Origin of the sequence: Kocuria rosea subsp. polaris (genome assembly GCF_001483755.1) — a bacterium.
Classification (GTDB): domain Bacteria; phylum Actinomycetota; class Actinomycetes; order Actinomycetales; family Micrococcaceae; genus Kocuria; species Kocuria cellulosilytica.
The window spans coordinates 138,119-154,085 of record NZ_LQBK01000002.1 but is presented as its reverse complement, the minus strand read 5'-3'; the positions used below and the strand labels follow the sequence as shown (position 1 = coordinate 154,085).

At 75.6% G+C, this 15,967-nt stretch carries 12 protein-coding genes; 3 read left to right on the top strand and 9 right to left on the bottom strand.

Annotation, left to right across the window (positions count from 1 at the left end):
* Positions 1–33: 33 nt before the first annotated feature.
* From AVL61_RS00815 to AVL61_RS00795, 5 genes are all read right to left on the bottom strand, one after another.
* A complete protein-coding gene (locus AVL61_RS00815; protein ID WP_082696886.1) occupies positions 34–1,755 on the bottom strand; it encodes a helix-turn-helix transcriptional regulator in 1,722 nt (573 codons plus the stop codon).
* Complete coding sequence (locus AVL61_RS00810) at positions 1,685–2,896, bottom strand: flavin-containing monooxygenase (protein ID WP_058872629.1); 1,212 nt, start codon at positions 2,894–2,896, stop codon at positions 1,685–1,687. Before AVL61_RS00810 ends, AVL61_RS00815 begins: the two co-directional genes overlap by 71 nt.
* A gap of 139 nt (positions 2,897–3,035) precedes the next feature.
* Positions 3,036–3,917 carry a zinc metalloprotease HtpX gene (htpX, locus tag AVL61_RS00805; RefSeq protein WP_058872467.1) on the bottom strand — a complete coding sequence of 294 codons (882 nt, stop codon included), beginning with the start codon at positions 3,915–3,917 and terminating at the stop codon, positions 3,036–3,038.
* Positions 3,918–4,066: 149 nt separating this feature from the next.
* Positions 4,067–5,911 (bottom strand): zf-HC2 domain-containing protein, encoded by a 1,845-nt coding sequence (locus AVL61_RS18560; RefSeq protein WP_058872466.1) that lies wholly within the window; start codon positions 5,909–5,911, stop codon positions 4,067–4,069.
* 260 nt (positions 5,912–6,171) lie between these two features.
* Positions 6,172–8,121, bottom strand: a complete 1,950-nt coding sequence (locus AVL61_RS00795) for a hypothetical protein (RefSeq protein ID WP_058872465.1) — start codon at positions 8,119–8,121, stop codon at positions 6,172–6,174.
* Between the two features lie 273 nt (positions 8,122–8,394).
* On the opposite strand from AVL61_RS00795, the gene AVL61_RS00790 reads away from it, so the two are divergent.
* On the top strand, positions 8,395–8,883 hold the full coding sequence (locus AVL61_RS00790; RefSeq protein ID WP_058872464.1) for a Fur family transcriptional regulator: 489 nt from the start codon (positions 8,395–8,397) through the stop codon (positions 8,881–8,883).
* A gap of 16 nt (positions 8,884–8,899) precedes the next feature.
* On the opposite strand, the gene AVL61_RS00785 is transcribed toward AVL61_RS00790, so the two are convergent.
* Complete coding sequence (locus tag AVL61_RS00785; protein WP_082696876.1) at positions 8,900–10,309, bottom strand: SseB family protein; 1,410 nt, start codon at positions 10,307–10,309, stop codon at positions 8,900–8,902.
* 226 nt (positions 10,310–10,535) lie between these two features.
* Here AVL61_RS00785 and AVL61_RS00780 point away from each other — a divergent pair, with 226 nt between their 5' ends.
* Together AVL61_RS00780 and rarD are read left to right on the top strand one after the other, a co-directional pair.
* Positions 10,536–11,798 carry a DUF6882 domain-containing protein gene (locus AVL61_RS00780; protein WP_058872463.1) on the top strand — a complete coding sequence of 421 codons (1,263 nt, stop codon included), beginning with the start codon at positions 10,536–10,538 and terminating at the stop codon, positions 11,796–11,798.
* Between the two features lie 84 nt (positions 11,799–11,882).
* A complete protein-coding gene (gene rarD / locus AVL61_RS00775) occupies positions 11,883–12,752 on the top strand; it encodes an EamA family transporter RarD (protein WP_058872462.1) in 870 nt (289 codons plus the stop codon).
* Positions 12,753–12,887: 135 nt separating this feature from the next.
* On the opposite strand, the gene AVL61_RS17240 is transcribed toward rarD, so the two are convergent.
* The 3 genes from AVL61_RS17240 to AVL61_RS00765 form a co-directional block, all read right to left on the bottom strand.
* Positions 12,888–13,037, bottom strand: a complete 150-nt coding sequence (locus AVL61_RS17240) for a methionine/alanine import family NSS transporter small subunit (protein ID WP_082696875.1) — start codon at positions 13,035–13,037, stop codon at positions 12,888–12,890.
* Positions 13,034–14,809, bottom strand: coding sequence for a sodium-dependent transporter (locus AVL61_RS00770; RefSeq protein WP_058872461.1), 1,776 nt, complete (start codon positions 14,807–14,809; stop codon positions 13,034–13,036). The genes AVL61_RS17240 and AVL61_RS00770 overlap by 4 nt, the downstream gene beginning before the upstream one ends.
* Positions 14,810–14,898: 89 nt before the next feature.
* Positions 14,899–15,966: a polyprenyl synthetase family protein gene (locus AVL61_RS00765; protein WP_058872460.1), complete on the bottom strand. Its 1,068-nt coding sequence runs from the start codon at positions 15,964–15,966 to the stop codon at positions 14,899–14,901.
* Between the last annotated feature and the right edge of the window lies 1 nt (position 15,967).

Genomic DNA, 15,967 nt, shown 5'->3' with positions numbered 1-15,967 from the left:
TCACCGGGGGTTCACCCGGTGGTGCCGGTCCGTTCACCCCGGCACGGACGGGGACGCCCCGGGTCCGCCGGACTCCTCGGCCCGCTCCGCCGGCACGCCCCGGCGGTGCACCGGTCCCCGCGACGCGGCTCGGACGAGCCCGTGCTCGTACGCGAAGGCGGCGGCCGCGGTGCGCGTGGGCACGTCGAGCTTGGTGAAGATGTTGGACAGGTGGCGGGAGACCGTCTTCTCGCTCAGGAACAGCTCCGCGGCGATCTCCGGATTGGTCCGGCCGGTCGCCACCAGCCGCAGGACCTCGACCTCCCGGTCCGTGAGGCCGCGCGGCGCGCCCGGACCGAGCAGCCGCCGCGCCTCGGCCTCCCCCGCCGGCGTGCCGAGCTCGTGGAACGCACGCCGCGCCGCGGCCAGCTCGGCGTGCGCCGAGGGCTCGTCCCCGAGCGCGCGCAGGGCGCCGCCGATGAGCAGGCGGCAGCGAGCGATCTCGTACGGGGCCTCGAGCCGGTGCCAGGCGTGCTCCGCCTCGCGCAGCTCGGCCAGCGCGGTGCCCGGCTGCTCTGCGGCCAGCAGCACGCAGCCCCGGGCGTGGTGGGCCATCGCGCTGAGGCCGGGACAGCCGAAGGACGCCGCGACGGACGCCAGCTCCTCGCTCACCGCGTCCGCCTCCTCGACGAGCCCGGTGCCCACCAGGATCTCGACGGCCGCCGGCAGCAGCTGGGAGCGGTGCACGGGATCGCGCGGCTCGGCGAGCAGCCGCCGGATCGCCGCCAGGGCGTCGGCGGTGCGGCCCCGGGCCAGCCACAGCAGGGCCAGCCCAGGCTGCGGCTCGTGCCCGAAGCCGATGGCCCGTTCGTAGGCGTCGTGGGCGCCCGTCAGGTCGCCGAGCAGGCACAGCACGCCGCCGCACTCGGCCATGGCGAGTCCGGCCGGGGCCGGGGTCCCGGCCCGCTCGTAGCGCTCCACGGCCAGCTCGAACTCCTCGACGGCCTCGCGGAAGGCGCCCCGCAGACGCATGATCTGGCCCCGGTGGACCGCGCACTGACCGGTGAACGCCACGAGACCGGGCTGGCCCTCGATCCAGGCCGTCAGCGCGGCGGTCCACTCGGCGGCCCGGCCGAAGTCGGAGACCTCCTGACACGCCTCGACGAGCGAGCAGTAGGTCTCCCCCGCCACGACCGGGGAGACGTCCCCGGTGGAGATGCCGATCATCGCCTCGTCGAGCAGGGCGAGCCCCTCCGGGACGTGCCCGGAGTACAGCAGCAGCCGCCCCTGGGCGTTGAGACCAGTGGCCAGCAGGTCCGCGTCGTCGAACCGGCGGCCGTAGTCGGTGATCTCCAGCGCCAGCCGGTGCGCCTGTTCGTACTCCCGGGCGACGATGTGCCGGAGCAGCACGGGGACGAGGACGTGGCCCCGCTCGACCAGGTCGCCGTCCACGCCCGCGAGCATGCGCTGGGCCCGCGCCACCCATCCGCCGGCGACGGCGCCCTCACCGCTGGTGAGCAGCACCGTCGCCAGCCGGACGGCGCACCGGACGGCCGCCGGCGTCTCGCCGGCGGCCGCGTGCGCGGTGTAGGCCCGCTGCAGGGCCTGGATGCAGTCGTTCCGCCGGCCGAGGAGGTGGGCCGTCGTGGCGAGCCGGGCGAAGTCCTGGGCGGGCACGGACGCGTCCTCGGCGCCGGAGAGCGCGTCATAGGCCGTCACCCATTCGCGGCGCTCGAACGCCTGCCGTGCTCTGGCGAGATCCTCGAGGACTCCCATGTGCACCTCCCCCGCTCCTCGAGGATAGCGCGCGCGGGTGGCCGGACGAGGGCCGCTCCTGGTGGCGGGACGCCCTCCGCGCGATGTGCCGGGCGACGTGCTCCGCGTCCCGGCCGATCCCGGGCAGGAGCATGGAGCTGAAGGAGTACTGGAAGCTCAGCCCGCAGAAGTACAGGCCCGGGGCGTCCTCCACGACTCCGCGGAACTCCCGGGGCCATCCGTCCTCCTGGAACACGTCCAGGTGGATCCAGCCGAACCGCTGCCCGAAGCCGGTGCACCAGACCACGTTCTGCACGTCCACCCGCCGGTCCCCCACCACGGGCAGGCCGTCCGCGACCCCGGTGACCCGCTCCGTGAGCCGTTCCACCCCGCGCTCCCGCAGGTCCTCCCGCTTCACCCGCAGCATCGGGGCCCCGTGGAACCGTGCGTGCGCCATCACCTTGCGCCCGATCGGCGTGCGGCGGGTGAGCACGTGCCGCCATGCGAACATCAGCACCGGGAAGACCGTGCGGATCCGGCGGGAGTCGAAGCGCACGGGGAACTGGCCCGGGTCGCGGCCGCAGAGGACGGTCTCGTGGGTGAGCGCGAGCTCGTACGCGATGTCCGTGCCAGAGTGGGAGGCGCCGACCACGAGCACCTTCCCGGGCCTCAGCTGATCGGGCCGGCGGTACGCGCTCGAGTGCAGCTGGGTGATCGAGGGGTCCAGGTCAGCGGCGAAGGACGGGACGTACGGAGTGCGGCCGAACGTGCCGGTCGCCACGACCACGTTGTCACAGGTGATCGTGTCCGCGCCCAGGTCCACCGCGTAGCCACCGCCCGGGCGGGCCCGTACGGCGTCGACGGTGGTGCTCGTGCGCACGGGCAGGTCCTTGTGGAGGGTGAAGCTCTCGAGGTAGGCGGCGACATCGTCCTTGCCCGGATAGGACCAGGGCTCCTGCGGGAAGGGCAGGCCGGGCAGTCCGTCGTACTTGGCCGGGGTGTAGAGCCGGAGGCTGTCCCACTGGTTCCGCCAGTGGTCCCCCACCCGGCCCTCGGCGTCCACGATCAGGAACGGCCGGCCGAGCCGCTGCAAGGAGCTCCCCGTGGCGAGGCCGGCCTGGCCGGCGCCGATGATGAGCGTTTCGATGTGCTGGGTGTTCATGACCGGGACCTCCGTGGACCTGCTGGGACAGCACCAGGCTAGGAAGCCGGCGGTCCGGGCCGCATCGAGAGGATGCCGCAGAGGCCGGCCGCCCGGCATGGGTCGATCACCCCATGCCGGGCGGCCCCGCGGGGCGCGGTCAGCGGCGGCCGATCCCGGCCATGCCCTCGAGCCGTGCCACCCGGTCCGCGGTCGGCGGGTGGGTGCGGAACAGGCTCGCCGCGCCGCCCCGGAACGGGTTGGCGATCATCAGGTGCGAGGTGTTGACGAGCTTCTGGTCGGCGGGGTCCAGCGGCCGGGCGTTCGTGCCCATCTCGATCTTCCGCAGGGCGGAGGCCAGGGCCAGCGGGTCCCCCGTGAGCTGCGCACCGTCCTCGTCGGCGTCGTACTCGCGGGTGCGCGAGACCGCGAGCTGGATGACGGTCGCGGCGAGGGGCGCCAGGAAGGCCAGGAGCAGCCCGACGAGGGGGTTGCCGCGGTCGCCGTCCCGGCCGCCGCCGAAGATGGCCGTGAACTGGAGGAACTGCGCGGCCGAGGTGATGATGCCGGCCACGGCGGCGGCGATCGAGGACGTGAGGATGTCCCGGTTGTAGACGTGCATCAGCTCGTGGCCGAGCACGCCCCGCAGCTCGCGCTCGTCGAGCATCTGGAGGATGCCCTCCGTCACGCAGACCGCGGAGTTCTCCGGGTTCCGCCCGGTGGCGAAGGCGTTGGGGCTCATCGTCGGCGCGATGAACAAGCGGGGCATCGGCTGGTTCGCCCGCTGCGACAGCTCCCGCACGATGCGGTAGTACCCCGGCGCCTGCTGCTCGGTGACCGGGATGGCCCGCATGGAGCGCAGTGCGAGCTTGTCGCTGTTCCAGTAGCTGTACGCCGTGGACGCCAGGCCGATCAGGGCGAAGACCCAGATGAAGACGCTGCTGCCCGTACCGCTCGCCACGAACCAGCCGATGGCCAGCAGCACCGCCCACAAGCCGCCGAGGAGCAGGACGGTCTTGAGTCCGTTGTTGTGGTGGTGCATCGCGGCTGCGGCTCCTTCGTCAGGGGGGAGTGGGTCTTCCGCTGAGCACAACCTCGCCGGCGGCGTCCGTCTTCCCGTCCCGGGGGACGCGCAGGGATCTCCCAGCGTGCCCGGGGCATCCTCGTGCTCCGTCCCGGAACGGTCCGCGATCAGCTGCCCGGCGCCGGGTCGGCTGCTCCGGTCGCCCCGGCGGCCGGGGTCGTGGTGCCGGGCGCGGGCGCTCCGGTCGCCGGAGCACCGATCGCTGGGGCACCGGTCGCCGGGGCGGCCGGAGCCTCGGACCCGGGCGCCTCCGGCACCGGGGTGCCGGGCGCGGGCGCTCCGGTCGCCGGGGCGACGGGAGCCGGAACCCCGGTCGCAGGGGCCTCGCTCACCGGGTCGGCAGGAGCCGGGGCCCCGGTCGCCGGGTCCGCAGGAGCCGGAGCCTCGGTCACCGGAGCCTCGGTCGCCGGAGTTCCGGGTCCCGCCGGCCCCGGCGCGGGAGTCTCTGCTGCGGGCTCCTCGGGCGCAGGCGTCCCTGGGGCCGGCGGCTGCTCCCGGGGAGGGTCCCCGGCCGGGGAGCCGCCGGCGTCCGCGGGCGGGACCGGGGCGCCGGCCCCGCCTCCGGCAGCGGATGTGCCGCCGCCGTCCGAGGACGCCGTCCCCGGGGACCCTGCCTCCGGGCGCTGTGCGCCCGGCGCCGCGGGACGCGGCGCACGGCCGTCGTCCGGGGCGCTCCGCTGCGTCCGGGGCTGCGCCTGCGTGCCGGGGCCGGCCGGCGCGCCGGGGTCGGCGCCGTCCTGGCCGCCCCCGGAGGCCCGTCCCGCCGCCGCGGCGGCCGTGATGATCGTGCCGCTGCTCGCGCGCGCGGTGCGCGCCTCGGCCGCAGCCTCGGTCAGGGGGCCGGGCGACGGCTCGGCGGTCGGCAGGGACAGCATCCCGCCGGCACGCCCGGGCACCGCGGCACCGGGAGCCCGGGCCGCGGTGGCCGCGCCGTCGTCGGCCCCCGGGGTCGTGGCGGGCGCGGAGGAGGCTGTGGCGCCGGGAGCGCCGGCGGCGCCGGTGCTCCCGGCGGTCTGCGTCGTCCCGTCGCCGAGACCCCCGGAGCCCGTCGCGGCCACTCCGGCGAGCGCTGCGGCGGCCGCCAGGGCGCCGGCGCCGAGCAGCACCTTCCGGCCCCGCCGGGAGACGTGGACGGCGGCGAGGGCTCCGCCGGCCACGTCGGTGCCCGGAGCCGCGCCCAGGCGTCCGGCGCTCATCCGTCCCGCGGCCCGGACCAGCTCCACGAGCTCGTCGGTCCGGGTGTCCCACAGTGGCACGCCGGCGAGCACGGGCAGCAGCCAGCCGCGCAGGCCCGCTTCGGTGTCCTGCAGATAGAGGTGGTCGGCGGTGCAGCGAGGGCACTCCTCGAGATGGGACCGCACGGCCTGCGCCCGGTCGGCGGGCAGGCCGCCGTCGGCGAAGGCGCCGAGATCGGCCGCGCAGTCGGCACAGCCGGGCAGAGCGGGGAGGTCCTGCCGGGCCCGACGGTAGGCGGCCCGCAGCCCGGCGCGCGCCTCGAGGTGCAGCGCGGTGGTGGCGGCCGGGCTCAGCCCGAGCACCGCGGCCGTCCGCTCGAGCTCGAGGGCCTCGATCTCGAGGTGCCACAGCACGGCCTGCCAGGACGCCGGGAGGCCGAGGTAGACGCTGGTCACGCTCTCGGCCGCGTGCTCCTGCTCCACGCCGGCCCGGCCGACGACGGCCACCAGCCGTGCCCGCAGGAAGACGCCCGGCCCGTCCTCGCCGCCGGCTCCCTCGTCGAGCTCGGCGAGGACCTGGTCGAAGGCCGTGCCCGCCAGCTGCTCCGCGTCCTGGCGGCTCGGTGTGTGGAGGCGGGCCACGACCACGGCGGTGTGCCAGTGCCGGTCCCGGAGGTCCGGGAAGGCGTCGGGGCGCTGCGCCCGCACCGCGGCGAGCAGCTCCTCGTCGGTGCGCGGCGTGCGCCCCTGGGCGAGCGGCTCGGTCGTGCGCGTCATGGGATCTCCGTGGGTCTCGGGAACGCTCGGTCACCTTGCGGTGCGGGCGACCCGGGAGCGGCGCCGCGAGGCCGCGACCCCGACGATCACGATGACGACGCGCACGCCGACGGCGCGCGGTTCCTGACTGTGGACCCCCCGGTCCCCCGGTCCCATGGTAGAGCGCCGCGGCGGAGGGCGGCACGGCGGCCCGTCACGACCCGTTCCCGTTCGTAACACTGACCACCGGAGGATGCCGGGGCGCCGGCGGGGACCTGCGCTCAGCGGTGCGAGCGGCCCTCTCCCCGGTCGGAGCCGCCGTGACCACCGGGCCGGCCGTGCTGCTCCCGGTGCTGGTCCCGGCCCTGACGCCCGGCCTTGCCCCGGCCCTCGCGCCGGTCGTCGTCCCAGCTCCGCTCGCGGTGCCACTGCTGGCGCTCGTCGTGGCGCCCTCCGCGGGCGCCGGTCTCCGCGTGCGCGTGCTGACGCCCGGCCCGGGGAGCGGTCCCCGTGCGCGCCGGGTCGCTCGGCGGCGCGCTCGTCCGGGCCGGGGGCGCCGGAGCCCTGAGCGGCGCGGGGCTGGCCTTCGCGCTCGGCAGGGAGCTCACCGAAGGGGCCGGCGCCGGCGCGGCCGCCTTCCGCGCCGGAGCGGGAGCGGCCGAGGGCGCCTCGGTCCGGCGCGCCGACGGCGCACCGGCCGCAGAGCCCCCGGCGGCCGAGTCCCCGGCGGCCCGGTCCTGGGCACCCGGGTCCTGGGCGCCCGGGTCCTGGGCGGAGCCGCCCGCGGCCGCGGCGCCGGACGCCGGGGCCTCTGCGGCCCCGCCCCCGTCGCGCCCGGGCGCCGAGCCCTCCCCGACGGCTCCCGGCAGGGACTCCCGGTCCCCCGCCGAGGGGCCCGTGGCCGCCGCGGCGCCGCCGGCCTCTGCGGCTCCCGCTGCGCCGGTGCCGCGGCCGGCCACGGTGCCCGCCTCGCCGGTCCCGCGGTCGGCCACGGCGACCAGGGCGGCGGCCTCCGGCGCCCCGGCCGGGACGTCGAGCGGACCGGCCCCGGGCTCCCCCGCCTCGACCGAGCCCCGTTCACGCTCCGGCCCGGAGTCACCGGCCTCCTCGTCGTCGGTCCGTGCGTCCCGGGCCGCGGAGTCCTCCGCGCTCGAGCGCTCGAGGTCCTCGGCGGTGCGCGGCGCCTGCTCGGCGGCCAGGCCGCCCGCCGCGGGCACCGGGTCCCCGCCGCCGGACACGCCCACCGCGGCGACCGCCACGGCGGTCGCCAGGGCACCGGCGCCGAGGAGGACCTTCGTCCTGCGGCCGGACCACGCAGAGGTGCCCTCCGCCTCGTCCGGACGGTCAGCGGCGGTGCCCGCCCCGGCCGCACCTGTCCCGGCGACGGCGGCGGTCCGCGCACCGATCCCGGCGGCGCCCGTGCCGGCTGCTGCCGCCGCGGCACCGCCGGTCCCGGCCCCGGCGACGACGGTGGCGAGCTCGAGGGCCTCGGTGCCCCACAGCGGCAGGCCGGCCAGCACGGGCAGCGTCCACGTGCGCAGGCCCGTCCCGACGTCCTGACGGCTCAGGTACTCGGCGGTGCAGCGGGCGCACCCGTCCAGGTGGGCCTTGACGTCGTGCCGGCTCCGCTGCCCGCGGGTGCCCCGGACGAAGTGGGCGAGCTCCCCGGAGAACTCCGCGCAGTCCTGCCCCGCCGCACGCTCCGACGCCGCCCGGGCGTAGAGCCCGCGGAGCCCCCGGACCATGTCGCGGTGCAGGCCGGCGGCCGCGACCGCACCGAGCCCCAGGGCCGCCGCGGCCCGGCGCGGGCTGTGGCCCAGCACCTCGGTGCGCCAGAGGAAGCCCTGCCACTCGGCGGGCAGACCGCTGAAGACCCGGACCAGGGAAGCGGGGTCGGAGGGGTCATCCGGCAGCGCGACCGGCCGCGTGCCGCCGTCGGCCTCCCGCCCGACCATCCACACGACGAAGGCGCCGAGGAAGGCGCGCGGTCCGCCGCCCTCGCGGACGATCCGCTCGATCCGCTCGAAGGCCGCCGCGGCGAGGCGCTCGGACTCCTCCTCGCTGCCGGTCCGCGACCGCGCCACGGCGAGGGCCGTGCCGTGGTACCGCTCCCGCAGCGCCCGGAAGGCCTCGGCGTCCCCCGAGTGGGCGGCGTCGAGGAGGACGTCGTCGCGGGAGGTCCCCGATCCGCCGGTGGGGCCGTGCGAGCGGGCGTGGGCAGGACGCGTCATGTCTGTACTCCGTGGTGGTCGCGGGCGATCGGGAGGACAGAGCGAAGAAAGAGCTCCGGAATCGTCCCGGCCGGCTCGCAGGCGCGCACGCCTCGACGACAGCGCCGGACCCCCGTCCCCCGCGCACATCGTAAGCCCTGGTCAGAGACGGGTGAAAGGTCGTGCCGACGCCGCGCGACCAGAACCGTCACGGAAGATCGGCCGGTGCGGACGCCGTCCGGGCACGCCCGCCCCACTATTGTGAGTCCATCGTGATAACGCTACTCTGGAGGGATGCAGACAACGGATCGCCCCGCACCGGACGCCGCCCGGGCCGCCGCGTGGTCGGACCTGCTGCGCTCCCACGGCCGCCGCGTCACCAAGCAGCGGCTGGCCGTCCTCGACGCGGTGGACCGCCACCCGCACTCCACCGCCGAGGAAGTCCTCGCCGAGGTCCGCACGGCGCTGCCGGCGATCACGCTCCAGTCCGTCTACGTGGTCCTCTCCGACCTCACGGCCGTGGGCATGCTCCGCAAGTTCGAGCCGCCCGCGTCGCCCGGCCTGTACGAGACCCGTACCGGGGACAACCACCACCACGCGTACTGCGTGCGCTGCGGAACGGTCGCCGACGTCGACTGCGCCGTCGGCCACACCCCGTGCCTCACGCCCTCCGAGCACCACGGCATGCAGCTGCTCGCCGCCGACGTGGTCTACCAGGGCATCTGCGCCGACTGCCTCGCGGCGGGACCGGCCTCCCCGCGGCCCGCCCCCGCCGCGGGCTGAACGGCCCGTCCCGGGCTCAGGCCCCGGCCGGACCCGGCGCGCCCGCCCCGCCGGGCGCCCCGGGCCCCTGCTCCTCCGTCGCCCGTTCCTGCCCGGCCTGCTCCTTCTCCACGAGGGCCAGGAGCTCGCGGAGCTGTTCGGCGGTCAGCGTGGCCACCGGGGGGTGCGCGTTGATGCTGACCTTCCGCGCCCCGGCGTCGAGGGCGAAGCGCAGCGCCTGGCGGGCCGGCGCGGAGCGGACCTCGAGCGTGCTGTCCAGCACGGCGATCTCGGCCGCGGACGTGAACAGCATCAGGGTGTCCGGTGCGGCGCCCTCCTCCTGCGGCTTCGCGTAGACGGGCACGGCCCGTCCGTCCTGCACGCGGGCCCCGAGCAGCAGCACCGCCTCCGGGGCCAGGAGCCCGGCGAGCAGCTGGGACATGTTGTTCTCCAGCATGGCGGTCTTCACGGCGTCGTTGCGCGGGGCCCGCATGGCCCACTCCACCTGGGGACGGCCGATCCGGCAGCCCTGCCGGGCCGGGTCGATGACCAGGTGGTCGTACTGCGGGTCGTCCGCGAGCATCTTCAGCACCTTGACGGCGGACTCGCGCAGCAGCACCGGTCTCCCGCCGTCCGGGTGGTGGCGGTCGAACATGGCCTGGGCCTCGGCCGCCGACGTGTACACGGCCAGCGAGCGCGTGCCGTCGGGCTCCCCCAGCGTCTGGACGCGCAGGGTCGACTCCGGCCCCACGGCCTGCCCGTCCGGGCCTTCCACGAGGTCGCTCGCGGTGACGTCCAGCAGCAGGGAGCCCGCCATGCACTGACGGAGCACCTCGATCATGGCCGTGTTGTCGGGGGCGCTCGCGAACCGGTCGACGGCCGCCCGGACCAGGGGGTGGACGACGCCTCCGGTGTCGTCCTGCTGCTCGGCGTCCGCCGGGAGGACGGGCAGCTCGACGCCGTCCCGCGCGGCGAGCTCGGCGGCCCACGCCGGGATCCGGGCGCGGGTGCGGGGGAAGCGCTCGAGGTGCGCCAGGACGTCCTGGCCCGTGAAGGGGCCCTCGGTCCCCCACTGGCGGGGCTCGCCGTCGAGGTCGTAGGTCCCCCCGATCCGGTGGGTCGGCTCGGGCCAGCCCTCGGCGAGGATCACGACCGTGGCGGTGAACCACGTCCCGCGCCCCGGGACGTGGACGCTCTCGCGCAGCTGCTCGACGGCGGGGATGACGGCGCTGTCCTCCTTGATGGGACCGGCGGTGCCGGGCACCACCTCCTGGCCCCGCTGCTCGCGCACGCGCAGGTGCACCCGTCCCCCCTGGACCTTCAGGTCCACGACCATCCGGTCCCAGCCCGGCTCCGCGCGCAGCACGGAGAGCACCCACGAGCCGATGGTGTTCAGCAGCTCCTGCCGTGCGGGTCCGGGGGTCGGGGTGGCGGGGGTCTCGCTCATGCGGTGGCTCGTTCCCGGCCCGCGAGGGGGCCTGCTCGGATCGTGGTGGTCACGGGACGGGCGCAGGGCCCGACGCGGCGTCGCCGAGCCCCGGGGGCCTCGCTCCCACCCTACCCAAGCGGTCCCCGGCCGCCCGGGGACGGGGCGGCCGCCGGGGCGGTGCCGACCCACCGGGCGGCGCCCACCGTGACGCTCCTGCACCCGTGAGGGTTGCTAGCCTGGACGCATGACGAAAACGCTGCAGGACCTGATCGACGAGTCGATCTTCATCTCCACCGAGTACCAGGCCCGGCTGGCCGAGCTGACCCAGGGCGCCGGGTGGGACGTCGACTTCTCCGCGCCGGCGTTCACCCTGCAGACCGAGCCCCCCGTGACCCTGACCCCCTACCTGCTGGGCACCGAGTCCGCCTCCCGCGGGACCTGGATCTGGTCCTGGCAGGAGCTCGGCCACTTCCCGGCCGAGGTCGTCTCCGCCGCGGTGCAGGCCCGCGAGGCCGGGGAGCGGCTGGGCGTGGACGAGCTGTCCACCGACGAGCTGCCCGTGGCGGAGGGCCTGGCCCGCCGGCTGACCCTGGCGGCCAAGGCGGTCACGGGCGTGTACGCGCACTACCCCGCGGGCGCGGGCGGCGGCGTCACGGCGTGGCTGCTGCTGGACGGGCCGGAGTTCGAGCTGCCCGAGCTCACCGTGGAGCGGATGATGCGGGTCATCGCCGAGGCGCTGACCACGGACACCGCGGTGGACCACAACCTCGCCGTCGACTCCTACGCCAAGCTGCGCGGCGCGCACGTCGAGTGGGACACCGAGGCCACGTGCGTGGTCACCGTCCGGGACGGTGCCCAGCGGTTCTGGTTCGACGACCACCAGATCTCCGGGGTCGAGCCCGCGGAGCCGGCCGTGGGCCCCGAGATCCTCGCGGACCTGGCGGCCGACGCCCGGGCCCGCGCCGCCACGCTGCGCGAGGACCGCGCCGCCGCCGAGGCCACGGCCGCCCGGCAGGAGGCCGAGCCGCGGCCGGCCGCGGCGCCCGAGGAGACCCCGGTCCCCGCGGAGCTCCCGCAGGAGCAGCCCGAGCCCCTCGAGGTGCCCGAGTTCGTCGGGACGGAGCACGCGCAGGAGCGCCCCGAGCCGGTCGAGGAGCCCGTGGAGGAGCCGCGAGAGGCCGAGGAGCCGGTCGCCGCGCACGCGGATGCCGCCGACCTGCCCTTCGACCAGGAGCCCTCCGACCGGGACGTGCGCCCGGGCCGGGTGAGCACCACGGTGGTGCCCGGCCCCGAGCCGGTCCGGCCGGGCACCGAGGAGGCACCCGAGCCCGCGGCCGCGCAGCACCGGGAGCCCGTCGCGGAGCCCGAGGCCGAGCGCGAGGTCGTGGCCGGCCCCGGCGTCCCGGGCAGCGCCACGGCGGAGCCCGTGGTGGAGGGCGAGGAGACCGCCGAGGAGGAGCAGGGCGAGCGGAAGAAGGGCTTCTTCAGCCGATTCTTCGGCCTCTGAGCCCCGGCGGTACCCTCGAGCGTGACCGCATACAACACCGCGCCCGGCCCGGATCCCGACGAGCAGTCGAGGACCCGGGCCGGGGTGATGTCCGGGTTCGCCGCCTACGGGGTCTGGGGCCTGCTGCCGCTGTACTTCGTGGCGCTGGAGCCGGCCACGCCCGTGGAGATCGTCGCGCTGCGCGTGCTGTTCTCCCTGGCCTTCTGCCTGCTGCTGCTGGCGCTCACCGGTCAGCTGCCCCCGCTGGGCCGGGCGCTGCGCTCCCCGCGCACCCTCGGGGCCCTGGCCGTGGCCGGCCTCCTGATCGGGGTCAACTGGCTGCTCTACACGGTCGCGACGACCACCGGGAACACCCTGGAGGCGTCCCTCGGCTACTTCATCAACCCGCTCGTGGCCATCCTGCTCGGCGTGGTGGTGCTGCGGGAGCGGATGCGGACCCTGCAGTGGACGGCCGTGGGCATCGGATTCGTCGCGGTCGTGGTCATGGCCGTCTTCTACGGGCGGGTGCCGTGGCTGTCGCTGGGCCTGGCCTTCTCCTTCGGCTTCTACGGCCTGGTGAAGAACCGGATGGGCGGGTCCTACCCCGCCATCGTGACCCTGACCGTCGAGACGCTGGCGCTGACCCCGCTGGCCGCGCTGGTCGTGGGGATGCTCGGGGCTGCCGGCGGGCTGACGCTGGGCACCGAGGGCACGGGGCACCTCCTGCTGATGCTGTCCGCGGGCGTGATCACGGCCGTCCCGCTGATCCTGTTCGGGGTCGCCGCGACCCGCCTGCCGCTGAGCACCGTGGGCATGATCCAGTACGTGGCGCCCATCGGGCAGTTCCTGCTGGCCGTGCTCGTGTTCGGCGAGCAGATGCCCGTGGAGCGCTGGGTCAGCTTCTGCTTCGTGTGGCTCGCGGTGCTGCTGCTCGTGCTGGACGCGGTGCGCGCCCCGCGGGTCCGCCGCGCCTGAGCACCGCGCCGGACCGTCGCCGGGGCCGTCGCAGGGGGCCGCGCGGGTGGTGCCGCGGCCCGGGCACGCGGGAGGCCCCCGGCGCCGTGCGGCGCCGGGGGCCTCCTGCGTGCGGTGCCGGGGACCCGGCGCGACTCAGGTGGTGCGGACGTAGTCGTCGCTGCCGAAGCCCTGATCGTTCTCGTCGACCTCCGGAGTGCGCCGGAGGTGGAGCACGGCGGCGATGAAGCCGCCCCACACCGTGCACACGGCGACGACGAGCATGATGATGGCGGGAGTGGTCATCGGGGGTCCTCCTGGGATCCGGTGGTGCTGGACGGGGTGCCCGAGCTCCAGGGCGCCCGGCCGGCCCCCTCGGCGGGGACCTCCGCGTGCCGGCCCGGGGACCCGGCCGTGCCCTCGGCGAGGGCCCGGTAGGAGAAGTCCTGGTCGAGGGCCGGGGTGCGCAGGGCGGTGTCCGACCAGCGCGAGAGCGGCTGGCCGCCCTGCAGCCGGCGCCGGTCCACGGACGCGTCGACGATGGCCGGGGACGGGCTGAGGTCCGAGGCCGCGGACGCGGCCGGCCACGGCAGCCGGGAGAGCAGCAGGGCGACGACGACGATCGCGAGGGCCGTGCCCCAGCCGAACGTGTTGACGAACCACGCGGGCATCCCGCCGTAGCCCTCCGCCAGGGTGGTGGTGAGCGTGTTGATGAGGATGTAGCCCAGCATGATCGGGGTGATCCCGCCGACCACCACCATCCAGGTGCGGCCCAGCTTGAAGGAGGACACCGAGTTCAGGTGGTCCCGCAGCGTGGGCAGCGCGGAGAAGCCGGCCGTGAGCAGCATGATCGACACCAGCGCCGCCGCGACGATGCCGAACTGGTTAACGAAGTTGTCCGTGACGTCCAGCAGGTTCAGCCCCGTGGTGGTGGTGAACAGGGACAGGGAGATCAGCGCCATGGGCACCACGACGGCCAGCACGGCCGTGCGCCGGCGCAGGCCGAGCTTGTCCTGGGCGGCCGCCACGACCACCTCGACGATCGACACGAGCGAGGTGAAGCCGGCGAAGGTGAGGGTCGCGAAGAAGAGCACGCCGAGGAGCGTGCCGAGCGGCGCCTGGGAGATGATCGTGGGGAACGCGATGAACGCCAGGCCGATGCCCGAGGTGGCGACCTCGTCCACGCCCACGCCGGAGACCCCGGCCATGAAGCCCAACGCCGCGAAGACGCCGATGCCGGCGAGGATCTCGAAGCTGGAGTTGCCGAAGCCGACCACGAGCCCCGAGCCGGTGAGGTTCGTCTTCGGCTTGAGGTAGGACGAGTAGGTGATCATGATGCCGAAGCCCACCGAGAGCGAGAAGAAGATCTGCCCGTAGGCGGCGACCCACACGGCGCTGTCGGTGAGCGCCGCCCAGTTCGGCGTGAAGAAGGCGTTGAGGCCGTCGGCGGCGCCCGGCAGCGTCAGGGCGATGACCACGATGGTCAGGAACATCAGCACCAGCAGCGGGATCAGCACGAGGTTGACCCGGCCGATGCCCTTCTGCACGCCGAGCAGGAGCACCACGAGCAGCGCGACCCAGGCGACCGCGGTCACGGCCAGCACGTTCGGGACGAAGTCGAGGCCCACGGTGATCTCCTCGGAGCTCTGCAGGACCTCCGAGAGGAAGAAGGTGCCGGGGTCGTCGCCCCAGGCCTTGCCGAACGAGAAGTAGGTGTACAGCATCGCCCAGCCGAGGATGACGGCGTAGTAGACGGCGATCACGAAGCTGATGCCCATCTGCCACCAGCCGATCCACTCGGTCTTGGGGTGCAGGCGGCGGTAGGCCAGGGGGGCCGAGGCGCGGAAGCGGTGCCCGATGCCGTACTCGAGCATCAGCAGCGGCAGCCCGGCCGTGAGCAGCGCGACGAGGTACGGGATCAGGAACGCCCCGCCGCCGTTCTCGTAGGCGATGTAGGGGAAGCGCCAGATGTTGCCGAGGCCGACGGCGGAGCCGATCGCGGCCAGGATGAAGACCGTGCGGCTGGAGAACGCCTCGCGGGGCGCGGCGGCACGGCCGAGTGGGGACTGTGGGGTCATGGTCGTCCTCGGGTGCGGGAAGTGGTCTGCGGACGGCTACAGGCTAGCCCGTGGCACCGCGGGAACCACATCCGGCACGGCGGGCCGGCTCAGGCCTCGCGGTGGACGACGGCGTGCGCGAAGGCCACGAGCGCGCGCTTGGCCACCGTGTCCGGCAGCGGCTCGAGCGACGCGATGGCCTCGTCGGCCCACTGCCGGGCGATCCGCCACGCCTCCTCGGTGGCGCGGTGGCCCGAGACCGCGGCCACGGCCCGGGCCAGGGCCTCGTCCGAGGTGAGGTCGGAGTCGAGGTGCTCGAGGACGCGCACCGCCTCGGCGTCGCCCTCCCCCGCCATCCGGCGCAGGATGAGCACGGGCAGGGTGGGCACGCCCTCCCGGAGGTCGGTGCCGGGCGACTTCCCGGAGACCTCGTCCTCGCCGGTCACGTCGATCACGTCGTCGGCGAGCTGGAAGGCGATGCCGACCTTCTCCCCGTACTCGACCATGACGTCCACGACCTCCTGCTCGGCCCCGGCCAGGACCGTGCCGAAGTGGCCGCACGCCGCGATGAGCGAGCCGGTCTTGCCCGCAAGGACGTCGAGGTAGTGCTCCAGCGGGTCCTGCCCCTCGCGCGGGCCGACCGTCTCGTGCAGCTGGCCGAGCACGAGCCGCTCGAACGTCTCCGCCTGGATCCTGAGGGCGCGCTGGCCGAGCTCGGAGACCATCGACGAGGCGCGGGCGAAGATGAGGTCGCCGGTGAGGATGGCCACCGAGTTGCCCCACACCGTCTGGGCGGTCGCGACGCCGCGGCGCAGCGGCGCGGAGTCCATGACGTCGTCGTGGTAGAGGGTGGCCAGGTGGGTGAGCTCGACCACGGCCGCGGACTCGAGCACGGCGTCGTTGATGCCGCCGCCGATCTCCCCGGCCAGCACGGTCAGCAGGGGCCGCACCCGCTTGCCGCCGGCCTGGAGCAGGTGGCGGGAGGTGACGTCGGCCAGGTGGTCGGCGCTGCGCACCGCGTCGTCCAGCCGCTCCTCGATCCGGGCGAGCGACCGCAGCACGACCGGGCCCAGCCGGTCGTCGGACGCGATGAGGTCGAAGCCGGCGGGCAGCCTCACCTGATCGGTGCCGAGGCCCGTGGCGGGGCCGTCGGCGCTCGAGGAGGAGGTTTCAGTCACG